The sequence below is a fragment of the Pedobacter punctiformis genome, assembly GCF_027213715.1.
Lineage (GTDB): Bacteria > Bacteroidota > Bacteroidia > Sphingobacteriales > Sphingobacteriaceae > Pedobacter > Pedobacter punctiformis.
This window is the reverse complement of sequence record NZ_JAPWGM010000005.1, coordinates 239,796-256,625: the sequence shown is the minus strand read 5'-3', so window position 1 is coordinate 256,625 and position 16,830 is coordinate 239,796. Positions and strand designations below refer to the sequence as shown.

Sequence of the window (16,830 nt, the reverse complement as noted above, 5' to 3'; positions counted from 1 at the left end):
CTTCTTTTTTAAATCCATTAATCTTATGTCTTTAACGATAGTCATTTATGTGTTGAGTTTTAAACAAACCGCCTTCCTTAAGCTTATTTTATATAATTTAGCAATTTCACATTGCCTTTATACATGACTGATATTATTCATTTATTACCTGATGCTGTTGCCAATCAGATTGCTGCCGGAGAAGTTGTTCAAAGACCTGCTTCTGCAGTGAAAGAATTACTTGAAAACGCTATTGATGCCGGAGCAGACAAAATTCAACTGGTTATAAAAGATGCAGGTAAAGCCTTGATTCAGATTATAGATAATGGCTGCGGCATGAGTGTTACTGATGCCAGAATGTGCTTTGAGCGCCATGCGACTTCTAAAGTAAAAAAAGCTGAAGATTTGTTTGCCATTCGCACAATGGGTTTCCGTGGCGAGGCCATGGCTTCAATTGCTGCAATTGCACAGGTTGAAATGAAAACCCGCAGGCACGAAGATGAAATTGGCACCTGCATTACCATTGAGGGCGCTCAGGTAATTAATCAGGAACCCGTAGCCACTTCGCCCGGCACACAAATAGCCATTAAAAATTTATTTTTCAATACACCGGCCAGGCGAAATTTCTTAAAAAGCAATCCGGTGGAAATGCGCCATATTATCGACGAGTTTCAACGTATTGCCCTGGCTCATCCGGCTGTATTTTTTAGTTTGCACCATGATGGTGTAGAGATTTATAACCTGCCAAAAGGAAATTTAAAGCAACGGATTGTCCATTTATTTGGAAACAATTATAACGAGCGTCTGGTTCCGGTTGAAGAGGATACGACCATTATTAACTTAAAAGGGTTTATTGGAAAACCTGCTTTTGCAAAAAAGACCCGGGGTGAACAGTTTTTCTTTGTGAATAATCGTTTTATTAAAGATCCGTATTTAAATCATGCGGTAAGCTCGGCCTTTGATGATCTTTTACCTGATGACAGTTACCCGCTGTATGTTTTGTTTATTGAAATTGATCCGGCAAAAATTGATGTTAACGTACATCCGACCAAGACTGAAATTAAATACCTGGACGAAAAATCTATCTATGCAATTTTAAAATCTGCCGTAAAAAGATCTATTGGCCGTTATAACATTTCGCCAACCCTGGATTTTGATCAGGAAACGGGTTTTAGTAATATGATTACCCAGAAGGCGGTTGAAGATATTGTACCGCCAAGCATTAGTTTTAATCCGGATTTTAATCCCTTTACCAGCGACAATAAGGAAGTTGGGTTGGGTTATACCACTAGTCCAAGAAATTATGAAGCTAAACCAAGCACAAAAAACTGGGGTTCTTTATACGAAGTAACCCAGCAGCCTGTTGTGGAGCAAACTTCTTTTTATGCAGATGATGCAGCTTTGGAAACGAAGCAAAAACAATATATGCAATTGCATAACCGCTACATTGTATCGCAAATAAAATCGGGCTTAATGGTTATCGATCAGCAAATGGCGCATGAGCGAATCCTTTATGAGCGATTTCTCGTACATCTCGAAGACCGGAAAGGGGCTTCTCAGCAAAGCTTGTTTCCGCAAACCATTACTTTAAATGCCAATGACTTTGAACTGGCTAAAAGTTTACTGGATGATATAAAAAGTTTAGGCTTTGATGTACGTGAATTCGGGAAAAACACGTTAGTGGTAGAAGGTATTCCTGTTGATTTGGGAAGCAGTAATATTAATGAAACACAACTGTTTGAACAGCTTATTGAAGGGTTTAAAAATTCTCAGCAAGAATTAAAACTGAATAAACGGGATAGTTTAGCCCGGAGTTTAGCAAAAAACAGTGCTATAAAAGCCGGAACGGCGTTGAGTCAGGAAGAAATGAATACACTTATTGATGAACTTTTTGGATGTAAAACACCTAACTTTAGCGTAACAGGAAAGCCAATTATACAAACCATTACCCTGGCAGAACTGGATAAGAAATTTGAGAAATAGGGATTAAATTAAATGCTCCTTTTCCTTTATAGAATTTAAAAGAATAAATGAACAACATATATATACCTCCGGTAGTTAAAAACCTGCTGATTATAAATATTTTATTTTTTGCGGCAACCAATCTGATTCCTAATTTACATCTTGATGATTTATTTGGAGCCTTTTATTTTAACTCTCCAAAATTCAGATTGTGGCAGCCCATTACTTACATGTTTATGCATGGTGGTATTGCCCACATTTTTTTTAACATGTTTGCCCTTTACTCTTTCGGAAGCATACTGGAGACACGTTGGGGTGCAAAAAAGTTCATTATTTTTTACTTAATAACCGGTTTGGGTGCCTTGTTTTTACAATGGGCAGTACAAGCCTATGAGGTACATCAAATTTTAGGCAGCATAACCGCCAACGGAAAAATAAACATGGAGACTTTTTATCAGGGGCAATTTGACAGAAAAGTTTTATCGATGACTGATGCAACTACCTTATATGGAATTTATTTTGGAGGTATGGTTGGTGCTTCGGGGGCCATATTTGGGCTCTTAGTCGCTTTTGGTATGCTTTACCCTAATGCTGAACTGATGATTATGTTTATCCCGGTTCCGGTAAAGGCTAAATACATTATTCCTGTTTATATTTTAATAGAGCTTTCTTTGGGTGTAGCACAAATACAAGGCGATTCTATTGCACATTATGCGCACATAGGGGGTGCTTTAATTGGCTATATCCTGGTTAAACTATGGAAGGATAAAAAAGATACATTTTATACGCTGTATGAATAATAATATTTTCAAAGAGTTAAAGTTTAAAATATTCCAATCGGGTAATCCACTGTTTTTTTACATTGGCATTAATGTTATTTTATTTATTGTACCGGCATTAATTTCTATTTTTTGCCTACTTGGGGGTATAAAATTTAACATCTACGATTGGATGAGTGATTATTTGGCTTTACCTGCCGCTGTATCGGCACTCCCAACTCATTTCTATACGATAATTACCTACATGTTTTTTCATGCAGGCTTTTTACACCTTCTTTTTAATATGTTGGGGCTGTTTTGGTTTGGCAATATCTTTATGAACTTTTTAAAAGCCCGCCAGTTCCATTTTGTTTATCTGGCAGGTGGTATGGCTGGTGCCATATTTTATATTGCGGCTTTTAATCTGTTTCCTTTTTTTGCATCTAGTGTAAATTCTGCGGTACTTATTGGTGCATCAGCAGCCGTTATGGCCATTATTGTAGGCACGGCAACATTGGTGCCCAACTATGCAATTTTCCTGATGTTTTTTGGAGAAGTTAAAATTAAATACCTGGCCATAGCTTATGTTATTTTAGATATCATCGGTATTACCTCTTTTAATGCTGGTGGCAGTCTAGCACATCTTGGGGGTGCATTATTAGGTTTTGTATTTATTAAAAGTTTACAAAGTGGAAAAGACTGGAGTAAAATTTTTGAGCGCAAACCTAAACTAAAGGTGGTTAGAAATGAACAACCTGTTAAAAAAGCAGAATTTAAGGGCGTTTCGCAACAGGAAATTGATGCCATCTTAGATAAAATTTCGACTTCGGGTTATGATAAATTATCTCCGGTTGAGAAAGAAAAACTTTTTAAAGCGAGTAAAGATTAATGGCTAAGCGGAAATATAATTTCTTTGATAAATTACTTTTACCCATTGCTGTTGTTTTGGCTGTTTTCTTATTGCTCGGCACTGTAGCTGGCAGTATGGATCCGAGGAAACATGCAATTATTGCTTTTTTTGGCCTGGCCTACCCATTTTCCTTGCTGGCAAATGTTATATTTTTAGTTTGGTGGTCGATTAGTAAAAAGTGGTTATTTGCGCTGATTACGTTTGTGGTTATTGCCTTTGGTTATAAAACCCTAAAGGCAACGTTGGCTATTGGAGGCAATGAGGGGCAGACAGAAAAAGTAGATGGCAGTATCAGAATGATGACTTACAATGTACATAGCTTTAAACTTTATGGGGAGAATAATACCGAATCGGTTAAAGAAAAAATGTTGCAGGTGGTTAAAGATCAAAATCCTGATATTATTTGCTTCCAGGAATTTTATACCCGATACAAAGGTTCATTTGATACCATCGATAGTTTAAAGGCGCTGCTTAACACCAAATATTATTACTTCGTGCCTACCAACAAAAATGATTATGAAGCTGTTGGTCTGGCTATTTTTTCTAAATACAAAATTAAAGATACCGGCAAAATTCCTTTTGAACAGAGCATTGGTGGCAATATGAGCATTTATGCGGATTTAGAAATTGGACGTAAAAATTTAAGAATTTATAATGTGCATTTTCAATCTATATCTTTTGAAAAACAGGATTATGATTACCTGGATAAGGTGAAGGAAATGAATACCGAATTGCAACCTTCTAAACGGATTTTAAAAATGCTGAAAAGTGCCTTTTTAAAAAGAAGCAATCAGGTGGATATTATGAAGAAAGAAATGGCTGAATGTAAAACGCCCTATTTAATTGCCGGCGACTTTAACGATACACCTGCTTCTTATGTAGTTACTCAAATTACCTCGGGTTTAAATAATGCCTTTATCAAAAAAGGATCGGGTTTGGGTAGAACCTATAATGGTAAGTTTCCTAATTTCCAGATTGATTACATTGCCACGACCAAAGATTTAGAAATTTTAAATTACCACATTACCCAGGCAAAATTGTCCGATCACTTTCCGGTTAGAAGTGACATTAGATTTCTTCCATAAAAATATTTCAGCACATTCTTTAACTATCCTTTAAGATAGCTCCGGCAATTCTTACCATACATCAACAAACAGTTTTAAGTTAATATGGATATTTGTGTTGTTAATAGAAAATAAAAAACTTAAAATATGAGCTTAATAAATGCCCTGAACTGGCGTTATGCCGTTAAAAAAATGAATGGTCAGCCTGTAGCACAAGAAAAGGTTGATAAAATTATAGCCGCAGCACACCTAGCACCAACTTCTTCAGGTTTACAACCTTTTAAAGTTATTGTGGTTACCAACCAGGAATTAAAAGAAAAAATTGCGCCGATTGCTTTCAACCAGTCACAAGTTATAGATTCTTCTCACTTATTAATTTTTGCTGCAAACGAAAACTATACTGAAGAAGGAATAGATCATGTTTTTAGCAGAATGAATGCTGAACGTGGTTTACCTGACAGCGGAACTGATGCGTATAAAGCGCAATTAAAAGGAATGATCTTATCCAGAACTGCTGAAGAAAACTTTAACCATGCGGCACGTCAGGCCTATATTGGTTTTGGTATTGCCATTGCTGAAGCGGCTATTTTAGAAGTAGACGCAACACCTATGGAAGGTTTTAACGGACCTGAACTGGATAAATTCTTAGGTTTAGATAAACAGGGTTTACGCAGTGTAACTTTACTTCCTTTAGGTCACCGTGATCCTGAAGGCGATTGGTTGGTAAATCTTAAAAAAGTACGTACGCCTTTAAATGAATTTTTAATCGAATTTAAATAAGGGGTTATAGTAGTTGTAAGTAATCCTAATGCATTGGAAAGGAAAACTGGTGTTGTAAAATTGCTTTGTGCCTTGCAATGACAGACATTTCCTTTCATTGAGCTGCATTAAAATAAACAGCTGCATTTCTTAATGTTATAAAAACAGGTTGCCCAATAAGCAACCTGTTTTTTGTTGTATGGCGTTTTCAAAATTGTTTCAATTTTTATGTAAAAAAGTGTTAAACATGCCAACATTTTAGGCGCTCTATTTATAATTGGATATATTTACCTTTCAGTATTTAATTTCCAATTCATGAAGATTTTTAGAGTTTTATTAATATTAGTTGCTTTTATATCTGTACTAAACTTCACTTCATCGGCTCAAACCGATACCGTTAGCATTAACACCATTATTAATAAAACCAATAAAGTTTTAAACGACTACCCTACTGAAAAAATTTACCTGCACTTTGATAAACCTTATTATGCCGTGGCAGATACCATTTGGTTTAAAGCTTACATTACTGAAAACCAGAATTTTTTATCGGGTTTAAGCAAGGTTGTGTATGTTGATGTAATAAACCGGCAGGATTCGCTTATTCAAACGGTTAAACTACCGGTTACGGATGGAACAGCCAGCGGAAATATTCCTTTAGATCAGGTTAATTATAAGCAGGGCAATTATCACATCAGGGCATATACCATGTGGATGTTAAACTTTGAGAGCCCGGCCTATTTTAATAAAACTCTTTTTATTGGCGAAGCGATTGATAAAGAGGTTAAAACCAATATTACCCTTAAAAATTCTTCTACAGATAAGCAGGAAAAAATAGATGCCCGTATCCAGTTTAAAGATGCGAATAACAAACCTTATGCAAATAAAAATGTAAGCTGGCAGGTTATTACCAGTTATACTGTTATAGCAAAAGGCAGGGGTACAACCGATGCTAATGGTTATTTAACCGTTAACATGACGGCGAACCAAAAGGCAGAATATCAATTGCAAAAAGGACAATTGGTAACCAGTATTAATACTTCAGAAAAGGATGTAGTTAACAATAGCTTTTCTTTAAAAAGCGCTATTGTAAGTAAAGATATTCAGTTTTTTCCTGAAGGGGGTAAGCTGGTTGCTGGTTTAGCAGCCAAGGTTGCGTTTAAAGCCATTAAAAGTGATGGATTGGGCATTAATGCCAAAGGTATTGTAACAGATAATGATGGTAAACAGGCTGCTGTTTTTACGGCTCAGCATTTGGGAATGGGTAGTTTTATGATCACACCTGAAGCTGGCAAAACGTATAAAGCAACGGTTACTTATTCAGATGGCACAGCGCAAACTGTTGCTTTACCTGCTGTTACAGCAACAGGAATCACCATTGTGGCAGACAATAGCAATCCGGATAATATAGTGGTTAAAATTGCTTCGAACGAGGCCTTTTTCCAACAAAACCAGGGTAGAAAGTTCTATCTCATAGCGCAAAGCAAAGGTGTAATTTGTTATGGTGCGCAAACCGCTTTATCGAGTAAGGAATACACTACTTCTATTTTAAAATCTAAGTTTCCAACCGGTATTTCGCAGTTTACCTTATTTGCTGAAAATGGTACCCCGCTTAGTGAAAGAATTATTTTTGTACAACAAAAAAATGGTTTAGCTCTAAGTGTAAGCAGTACTTTACCTGCCTACGGACCAAAGAAAAAAGTTAAAATAAATTTAGCGGCTAAAAAAGATGCGGCGCCTGTTGCAGGCAATTTCTCCGTATCGGTTATTGATGAAAATAAGGTCCCTTTTAATGAGGATGGTGCCAGTACTATATTTACGGGTTTATTGTTAAACAGTGATATTAAAGGTTATGTAGAAAAACCAAATTATTACTTTAACAATCCTGATGCTAAAAAGAATGCCGATTTAGATGTTCTTTTATTAACGCAGGGTTATCGCAGTTATTCTTATCCGGATATTATCGCAGGTAAACTGCCTAAAGTAGAATTTTTACCGGAGCAGGGCATAGAAGTTTCGGGTATTTTAAGAATGGCCAATGGTATTCCGGTTAGAAAGGGTGCGCTTTTATTAACCATTCCGGATAAACGTTTTAATTTAGAGGGTACTACAGATCCGGTTGGTAACTTTAAGTTTTCTAACCTGGTTTTTAACGATTCATCCAAAGTAACCATCACGGCAAAATACAATGTAAACTACAAAGCTATGGTGATTAGTTTAAACGGATCGCCAACACCGAGCATTACCAGAAGCTTAAATGCTCCGGAAGAGGTGCTAAATATCGACAGTGCTTTAACTACCTATCTGGCCAATAGCCAAAAACAATATTCTTATTTACACACCTTAAAAGATGTAACCATTAAGGCTGCCGCCATACCAAAGGTAAGCCATAAAGATTATCCTGCCCTATCGGGTTTAAGCCAGATGGCCGATCATGAAATTTCAGGCGACAGGTTGACTGGCTGTAATTTATTAATTAACTGTTTACAATCTATGCTGCCGGGCGTTACTTTTGTTGAGAATAATTTTTATGTAACCAGAGACTATAATGCGGGCAAAAAAATACCGATGGGTGTATTTATCAACGGTATGCTGATGGATGTTAACCAGCTTAATACTTTAGAAGCGGGTAATATAGAATCGGTTGAAGTATTTTTAAGAGATGAACTTGGCCTTGTAAACCGGGCAAATAATGTGAACGGGGTTATTGTTGTTAACCAGAAAAAAGCTCCTAAAGGCACCAAAATTTCTAAAAGCCAGTTGCTGGATATGTTACCTAAAAACTACGAAATCACTTTTTCTCCGCAAGGATACAGCAAGGATCGCCAGTTTTATGTCCCTAAATATGATGTGCCTGCAAACTTAAACCGCAACGATTTAAGAACTACTATTTACTGGAATCCCAAAGTAATGACTGATGCAAGCGGAAATGCTTCTTTTGAATTTTTCAATGCAGATGGCAAAGGGCAATATAAAGTTGTTGTTGAAGGAATTGATGGTAATGGTAACTTAGGCCGTTCTGTTTTTAAGTACACGGTAAAATAAAATTAAATCAATATTTTTTCTACAAATGCCGGGTGTGTTCATCCGGCATTTTTTATTTAAACCGGATTAATATGTGAGAAAGGATAAGTATAGGCAATAATATTAAACCCCGAAGCAAGAATACTTAGCAGAGCTTATTGCTTAAATGAGATTGCTTCGTGCCTCGCAATGACGAGTGGGAATAAATTAATTACACAGCTGTTCGTTATCTAAACCCGATTGAACGAATGCCGATTTTTTCAATCGGCAGCAGGGAAAGCGGGACTGAAGAAGCCAATTAGCAATAAAACTGCTTTCCAAAAAGACAATTCTATCTGTTTTTTTATTCTTTTACGAAATCCGGATTGGCTATACCTGAGCATAAGAGAGAAGATTGCTTCATATCCTGTAATGACAAGGGGCTGAATAACGATAAATTCTTTCCCCAAAAATCGAACAGTTTATTGTTCTGCATAACAAAAGTAGAAAATTGTTTGTACTGCAATAATGATTTGATACCATCTATAATACAAATGATGCTAAATCAGTTTCAGTGTAACCGGAAAAGGTGAGCGTACGCCCCTTTAATGCATTAGGGTGCGGTAATACTGATTTGCTGATAGGTATGTGCCGAAAAGTAGCCTAAAGCATTATTAGAAATATTTGAAGTTGGGTTTGATGGTGTTGTACCCTGATTGGGCCCTCTACCGGATTGTTGACTCAATGCGTACCAGTATTTAAAAACATTAGCATCAATACATTCCATTTCCACACTTACTTTATCCCCGGTTTTTAATCCTTCATCGTCGTCATCATTTTCTTCGTAGTACAATTGCAAACGCAGCTTATTACCATTAGTCAGGCGATCGTCGTTTACGTAGATGCGTTTAGATAATAAGCCGTTTACATATAAATAAAAATGATAGTAATTGGCTTCTGAAGATGGATCTGCCAGATAAGCCGCAGCGGTTTTAAGTTCTTTACCAAAAAAGGTATTACTTACCACACCAACCGAATCTAACTTAACGGTTTTAGGCATTACAGCTGTTGCAGTATAATTTTTATTTTCTGCATTTACCTGCAAATTATAGGTTAAACCTGGTACTCCCTTCATTCTATTGACATAAAGTCCCGGGCTTTTCTCTGTAAAAAGATAACTAACGCCTTTACTATCGGTTACGGTTACACTTGCGCCGCTTACTTTAGGGTATACGCTTTGATCACTGTAACCTACAGATTTGGTAATTTTAATCTGTTGATCTGCCAGCTGATCGGTAATATTTGCTTCTATCACCATTTGTGCTGCTGCATTATCGGTATCGATACTAATTATCTTTTTACAGGCCGTAAAGCAAAGGCAAAGAGTGGCAAGGTATAAGGTTAATGTTTTCATGTACTAAAATTTAAAGTTCCAGGTTACCGAAGGGATTAATCCAAAAAGTGAAGTTTGCTCAGCAACTGTTTTTGTCGGGTCGTTTGGATCATTAATAAACTCTATTGAATATGGATTTTTGCGACCCAGTGCATTGTATACTCCAAAATTCCAGCTGGATTGATAACGGCCTGTATTTTTACCTTCTAAGGTTGCACTTAAATCAAGGCGCATGTTGTAAGGCATTCTTCCCGCGTTTCTTTCGGTATAATAATAAGTGGTTTGATTGCCAATATTGTATTTACCTGCCGGAAAAGTAACGGCATTACCTGTGCTGTAAATAAGACTGGAAGAAAATGTCCATCGCTTGTTTAAATTATAAATGCCTACAACCGATAAATCGTGTGTTCTGTCCTGTCTGGCCGGAAAATAGTTTCCATTGTTTAATCCGGCAAATTTTCTTTCCGTTCTGGAAAGTGTATAACCTACCCAGCCGTTCAGTTTTCCAAATTTCTTTTTGAAAAATAATTCTAAACCGTAAGCTCTACCTGTTCCGTAAAGTAGTTCAGATTCTACATTTGAGTTGGCCAGTAACTGTGCTGCATTTTTATAGTCAATTTGATTCTGCATCCACTTGTAGTAAATTTCACCTGAAAGTTCATAATTGTTCTCTTCCAGGTTTTTGAAGTAACCTAAAGCCACCTGATCGGCAATTTCGGGTTTAATGTTATTGCTGCTCAACACATACTGATCGGTTGGCGAACTGGATGTGGCATTGGTTAAAATATGGATGTTTTGCGTATTGCGGTTGTAAGAGGCTTTAATTGAATTTTGTTCATTAAAAAGATAACTTACAGAAAAACGGGGTTCCAGGTTAAGGTAGTTTTTATAAAATTTACCACTTTCTGCCCGGTCTACACTAATAATGTTTCCTGCGGCATCATACTGTCCAAAATTACCCGGTCCCATTAATGAAAATGCAGCTACACGTAATCCGTAAAGAATATTTAATTTATCATTCACGGCCCATTCGTCAGAAATGTATGCAGCCGTTTCCAGTCCGTAGCGCTTTTCCTGGGTAAGCGGGTTTACCTGCGATTCTTGCGAAGTAGTGGTAATATCAATGGGAGAAATACGGTGCTGGGTTGCATTTAAACCAAAACGCAGCGTGTGTTTATTGCTAAAATATTGAAAATCTTCTTTAAAATTAAAATCTCTAACCAGTGATGTAGCTTTAAAATTGGTTACATCATTAAGCAACCGAACTGTATAATTGTAGTTGTTGTAAATTAAAGAGGTATTGGAAAATAACCTCGCATTAAAAATATGATTCAGGCGGATGGTGGTGGTTACATTACCCCAATTGTTTTCAAAAAGATCTTTTACACCAATATTATCTTTACCGAAATAGCCTGAAATGTAGATGGTATTTTTATCGTTGATTTTATAATTGGCTTTGGCATTGATGTCGTAAAAATTTAAGGTACTTCCGTTTATGGATGAATCTGGCGAAGCCCTTAAAAACAAATCAATATAAGTTCTGCGGAAACTGACCATAAAAGAACCTCTGTCTTTAACAATAGGTCCCTCGGCTTTTAAACGGGAAGCGATTAACCCAATGCCGCCCTGAAATTTAAATTCTTTATTGTTTCCATCATCCATTTTTACATCTAAAACGGAGGATAAACGTCCGCCATATTGGGCCGGCATGCCGCCTTTATATAAACTTACATCCTTAATGGCATCGGCATTGAAAGTAGAAAAGAAACCCAGTAAATGTGATGAATTATAAACAACGGCCTCATCCAGAATAATTAAATTCTGATCTGCAGCACCTCCCCTAACGTAAAAACCGGTATTGCCTTCACCTCCTGATTTTACACCGGGTAGCAGCTGAATGGTTTTTAACACATCTTTTTCGCCCAATAAAACGGGAATGGTGTTTAATGATTTCATATCCACCCTTTCCAGTCCCATTTGAGCACTTTTTACATTTTCATTTTTGCGGTTATTTGCACTTACTACTACCTCGGCTAAATCGTTTGCGCTTTTTAACTCTTCGTTTAGCTTAATGTCTTTATCTAAATTAATGCTTTTGGTAACGGATGTATAACCGGTATAGCTAATGGTTACTGTATATGTGCCGCTGGTTTGGGTTAAAGCATAATAACCATAGGCATTGGTTTGGGTGCCTGCCATGGTGCTTCCCGTTATTTTTACCGTAGCGCCAATCAGGGTTTCTCCTGTGCCAGCATCCCGAACGGTACCGCTTAACGTAAATTTATTTTGTGCTATTGCTGAGGTACTAAAAAGAAAAAGCAGGAATATCGGAAAGTAAAATTTTAAGGACATATCTAAAATAATCTTTTTGAGATTGAGTCCAAATGTACGAATTACAACTTCTTAAAAAGTATACTGTCAAGACATTGACGCTTAAAATCCAAATTTTAACATTTAGAAAACAACCGGTAAAAAGTTATTTTACGGGATAAATACCAATATGGTGTGAACGCAAAAGATAAGGGCTTACCTGATTTTGTCCTGCCTTTTGAAAACTGATCAGTTTGGAAGGCTGCTTGGGCATATGGCAATCAATACAGTTATCTTTAAGGATACCTTTAGCTAATGTTAGTGCACTATGCGTTGTTGTTTTATGGCAGTTTATGCAGCGCTGACTATACAATTGCACACTGCTTTTTATACTTTCATGGGTATTATGACAAGACTGGCAAGTCATGGTTTCACTTTTTTGATAACATTTGCTTCCGGTTAACATGGCAGTTTGATTGCCGTGTACATCAGGATTGGCGCCACCGAAGGATACAAAATCCCGAATGTAGTAGGCATTAAGATCGTCTCCCGGCTGAAAGCCAAAAACTGATCTTTGAGGCAAAACATCATTACCGGAATGACAAACGCCACAGGCATCCATTTTTTGTTTTCGGCTCAGTGTTTTATAAATGGTTATAAATTTAGCTGTCTTTTCTTTGGGATTTTCCATGTGAAAAACAACATGCTGTTTCCCAGGTCCGTGGCAACGTTCGCAATCTATGCCATAAATGAGAGATCTTTTTTCCATTTCTTCATCTAATGCCAACGCCGATTTTTGGACTGTCTTTTTTTCTACATAACTGCCATGACATTCAAAACAGCGACTGGTAATTGCCCGGCCATAGTAAATTTTATCTAAAGGAAAGCTGGGGCTGTTTGCCCAATTGTTTATAGAAGTAAAATAAGATAAGGGTAACTCCATCAGTTTCTTTCCCTTCCAGTAGCCGTAAGTAAAAGCTTTTTCACCAGATCCAAACTGAATATCGAAACGTTCTGCGTGGGTTTCTTTTCCATTTTCGTAGGCCACCTGATAAATGCCTTTATTCCTTTTTTCAATTACTACACGCATATGCGCATTGAAAGAAAAGGTATTGGAATCTGGCTCAAAAACCCGGCTTAAATCCTGGTTATTAACGGGTTTAGAAGTTAAGCCATGCGGATTGTGTGCAAAGGATTGTGATAGAGCCACATGGCATTTGATGCAAGTTGCGGCTCCGGTATAATTTTCACCCCTGATGTCTTTTGGCAATTGACTGCCCACACTCATACACCTCGATAGGATAATAATTACGGTAGTAATTACAGCGAACAGGAACAGAATTCGTTTATAGCCTTTCAAAACAGAGGGTGCTAATGCTATTTTAGAAATTGAATATAATTAAAATTATAACCACCTGCATCGGTTATGATTCTGATGACTTGCTTGCCTGCCTTTAAAGGAACATTTTTGATCTCGAAAGGCACAAAAACCTTTGCATTTCCATTATTAGGAACACTAATGTTTTTTGCCACGATTTGTCCATCTACTGAAACCGATATTTTTCCATCACTTTGGTTTGAAGCGGTATTTAATTTTAAAGTATAATTGCCCTTTTTCTCCACTGAAACGGTGTATTGCAGCCACTCTCCTTTTTCAGTACTGGATACATAATATTTCTCGTATTGCAGAGAGTCTTTCAAAATATCTACGCCATCATTGCGGTAAATCCGGCCACGGTTGCCTGCGCTTCTTTTCCCGGTAGAAACATGATAATCGGCAGTATCTACATCAAAATAAGCATAACCATTTTTGCCCAAATCATAATCAACTGCATTTATAATGGTGTTATTTTTTACAATATTAGATTTAAATGGCTTAGTTTCATTGGAAAACGGCTGGCGGATCATAACGTCAATTACGTCTCTGTGGATTATTGTATTTTCTAACTTTACATAAGTTGCAAGTTCCATTAAACCGCTGTACACATTACTTTCTTTAGGCTTATTGCCGCCTTCGTTCATATATTTAACCACGCTGTTGTAATTTAGATTGGATTTTATTTCCATTGGGTTGTTAAATCCAATTTTCTTTAGGGGCCACCACGACCAGCCAATGTTATTTTTTTCCAGTAAACTAATTGCATCTGTAAACCAAACATTAGAGTTTTCGCCGGTTTCGCCCAGCCAAACAGGTACATTTTGCTCCTCTCTGGCTTTAATAATATGTGCAATAGAGCTCTGATCGTTATAATTCCAGTATTTATGGTAGCTCAGCACCATGTTTTTATCCCAAACCGGAAAAATTCCATTGTAATTGTTTCCCCAGCCATTACCTTCTATAATAATGATGTGTTTTTGATCTACCCGACGAATGGCTGCTGTAATGTCTACCATCAGTTTTTTTAACGGGGCATTAAGTTTTTCTTTAGTTCCATTTTTATCTTCCTGCAAATTCTGAAAGCCCCAGTTGGGTTCATTCAAAATATCATAGGCACCGATATTAGGTTCATTTTTATATCGTTCGGCAAGTTTTATCCAAAGGGCAATTGTTTTTTGCTGATTGGCTTCGCTATCCCAAAGTGATGGTTTTGATGGGTCTCTGTCGGCAATATTTAAATCATTTCCCTGTCCGCCCGGTGCAGCGTGTAAATCTAAAATCAAATACATGTTATTGGCCTTACACCAGGACAGCAAACTATCTGTTAAGGCAAAACCTTTTTCCAGCCAGGTATTTTTCCCAGCTACGGGTTCTTTATCAACGGGTAAGGTGTACAAATTGTAATGCATAGGCAACCGAATGGAATTAAAACCCCAGGCTTTTAAGGAGTCGATATCTATTTTTCGGGTATGGTTATTTAGCCAGGCATCATAAAATTCCTGCGTTTGCCTTGCACCCATTAATTCCTCTATACGTTCTCTGATTCTATATTGCTGTGCTTCTTTATTAATTTTAAGCATGTAGCCTTCCTGCAGCATCCAACCGCCCAAACCAAAGCCTCGCAGCAATACATTTTCGCCTTTTTCATTTACAATTTTTTTGCCTTCGGTTTTTAAAAACCCTTGTGCAAAGCTGTTGAAGGAAATTATTCCAAACAAAAAAATGAGGCTTATGGGTTTTATAGTATTGGAGCAAATAGCTAACAGATATTTTTTGATTGGTTTTTGTGACATGAAATTTTTGATTAACGTAAAAAATATACAGGGATTTTAAGGAATGGTTACCAAATGTAAGTTCCGACTGCGCCTTTATCCAGACTTGTAGCCAACATTTTACCGTTGAAACTGATGTTAAACGTGGCTGTTTCTTTACCTGTGTTGGCTATAATCAATACCCTTTTCCCATCTGGCGTTTTAAAGGCTACATTGGATAAATCCTGAAATTCGGTTGATGCAATACGTACTGAACCGGGACGAACAAACTTTGAAGCGTGTGCAACAGAATAATAAGCCAGGTTCCGGCTTACCTGATCTTTATCTATGGTTACAGCGCCCTGGCAGGAAGGACAACCGCCTCTATCGGTAAAGGGCTTGTTTTCAGAGTCGGCCGCTAAGTTCCATTCCAATACATTGCGGCTCCAGTTTCTGGTGGCGCCAATAATTAAACGTTTAACAGGCCCTGTAATATTAATTGCTGTACTGCCGGGGCGTTCGACCACCATTTGCTCAGAAAAATAGATGTTTTTATCCGGGTGTGCATTATGTACATCGGTTAATGCTTCTATTTTACCTCCATACAGGTGAAAAGCGGAACCATCAATATATTTTGCGGCCTTTGCATCATCTAAAATAGTAATTGGGTAATCGGGGCGATCGGCATTATGATCGTAAATAATGATTTTAGTTTTAATTCCTGATTTTTCAAAAGCAGGACCTAAATTATTTTTAACAAAAGTTGCCTGCTCAGGTGCGGGCATTAATAAACTGGGGTTATTGCCGGGGTGTAAAGGTTCGTTCTGCACCGTAACGGCATCAATAGTAATGCCTTCCTTTTTCATTTCCTGTACATAACGAACAAAATATTTAGCATAGGCATCATAATACTCCGGTTTTAGCATCCCACCACGGGCATCGTAAGTGGTTTTCATCCATAAAGGAGGAGACCAGGGCGAGCCTAATATTTTAATCTTAGGGTTTATGGCCAGAATTTCTTTCATTACGGGAATTACGTCCTGCTTATCCAAACCCAGATCAAATTTAGCTTGTTCTAAATCCGTTTGTCCTTCGGGAAGGTCACTATAAGAAAATACCTTTTCATTTAAATCTGAAGCCCCAATACTTAAACGGATGTAACTTACTCCAATGTTATTCCCATCAGTTGCAAATAATTCTTTAAGTAATGCAGCCCGGGCCTGGGCAGACATGTTGATGATGTGTTGTGCACTGCCACCGGTAAGTGAGTATCCAAATCCGTCAATTGGTTGAAAAACTTCTTTATCATTTACTAAAATAGTGGGCTGATTATTTTTTTCGGTGCTGAATTTTAACGTAACATCTTGTTTCGAGAATAAAACGGAGCGATCTGCTTTAGTAAGCCAAAGTTCGGCTGTGTTTTGTGCCTGTAAAGAAAATGACAGTGTAGCCAGCAGGCAGGTTAAAGGAAGGGCAAAAAATTTATGTATTGTCATGTAATATCAAATTAAGAAATGGAGGCGGCATTCACTTCAGGTAAAACAGGGAGGGGTTGTTTAGTTCCCC

General features: G+C 37.3%; 11 protein-coding genes. 6 read left to right on the top strand and 5 right to left on the bottom strand.

Going from position 1 to position 16,830, the window contains the following annotated elements:
• Nucleotides 1-123 precede the first annotated feature (123 nt).
• The 6 genes from mutL to O0955_RS15005 all read left to right on the top strand — a co-directional run bounded on the left by mutL (nt 124) and on the right by O0955_RS15005 (nt 8,474).
• Complete coding sequence (gene mutL / locus O0955_RS15030) at nt 124-1,962, top strand: DNA mismatch repair endonuclease MutL (protein ID WP_269428377.1); 1,839 nt, start codon at nt 124-126, stop codon at nt 1,960-1,962.
• 47 nt (nt 1,963-2,009) lie between these two features.
• Nucleotides 2,010-2,741, top strand: coding sequence for a rhomboid family intramembrane serine protease (locus O0955_RS15025; RefSeq protein ID WP_269428376.1), 732 nt, complete (start codon nt 2,010-2,012; stop codon nt 2,739-2,741).
• Nucleotides 2,734-3,588 (top strand): rhomboid family intramembrane serine protease, encoded by an 855-nt coding sequence (locus O0955_RS15020; protein ID WP_269428375.1) that lies wholly within the window; start codon nt 2,734-2,736, stop codon nt 3,586-3,588. Before O0955_RS15025 ends, O0955_RS15020 begins: the two co-directional genes overlap by 8 nt.
• Nucleotides 3,588-4,694, top strand: a complete 1,107-nt coding sequence (locus O0955_RS15015; protein ID WP_269428374.1) for an endonuclease/exonuclease/phosphatase family protein — start codon at nt 3,588-3,590, stop codon at nt 4,692-4,694. The genes O0955_RS15020 and O0955_RS15015 overlap by 1 nt, the downstream gene beginning before the upstream one ends.
• A gap of 126 nt (nt 4,695-4,820) precedes the next feature.
• Nucleotides 4,821-5,453, top strand: a complete 633-nt coding sequence (locus O0955_RS15010) for a nitroreductase family protein (protein ID WP_269428373.1) — start codon at nt 4,821-4,823, stop codon at nt 5,451-5,453.
• Nucleotides 5,454-5,747: 294 nt separating this feature from the next.
• Nucleotides 5,748-8,474 (top strand): carboxypeptidase regulatory-like domain-containing protein, encoded by a 2,727-nt coding sequence (locus tag O0955_RS15005; protein WP_269428372.1) that lies wholly within the window; start codon nt 5,748-5,750, stop codon nt 8,472-8,474.
• Nucleotides 8,475-9,045: 571 nt separating this feature from the next.
• Here the strand turns inward: O0955_RS15005 and O0955_RS15000 are convergent.
• The 5 genes from O0955_RS15000 to O0955_RS14980 all read right to left on the bottom strand — a co-directional run bounded on the left by O0955_RS15000 (nt 9,046) and on the right by O0955_RS14980 (nt 16,760).
• On the bottom strand, nt 9,046-9,846 hold the full coding sequence (locus tag O0955_RS15000; RefSeq protein WP_269428371.1) for a DUF4249 domain-containing protein: 801 nt from the start codon (nt 9,844-9,846) through the stop codon (nt 9,046-9,048).
• A 3-nt stretch (nt 9,847-9,849) separates the two neighbouring features.
• Nucleotides 9,850-12,177, bottom strand: coding sequence for a TonB-dependent receptor (locus tag O0955_RS14995; RefSeq protein ID WP_269428370.1), 2,328 nt, complete (start codon nt 12,175-12,177; stop codon nt 9,850-9,852).
• 124 nt (nt 12,178-12,301) lie between these two features.
• Nucleotides 12,302-13,495, bottom strand: coding sequence for a hypothetical protein (locus tag O0955_RS14990; RefSeq protein ID WP_269428369.1), 1,194 nt, complete (start codon nt 13,493-13,495; stop codon nt 12,302-12,304).
• Between the two features lie 17 nt (nt 13,496-13,512).
• Nucleotides 13,513-15,306, bottom strand: a complete 1,794-nt coding sequence (locus O0955_RS14985; protein WP_269428368.1) for a cellulase family glycosylhydrolase — start codon at nt 15,304-15,306, stop codon at nt 13,513-13,515.
• 47 nt (nt 15,307-15,353) lie between these two features.
• Nucleotides 15,354-16,760: a glycoside hydrolase family 30 protein gene (locus O0955_RS14980; protein ID WP_269428367.1), complete on the bottom strand. Its 1,407-nt coding sequence runs from the start codon at nt 16,758-16,760 to the stop codon at nt 15,354-15,356.
• Nucleotides 16,761-16,830 lie beyond the last annotated feature (70 nt).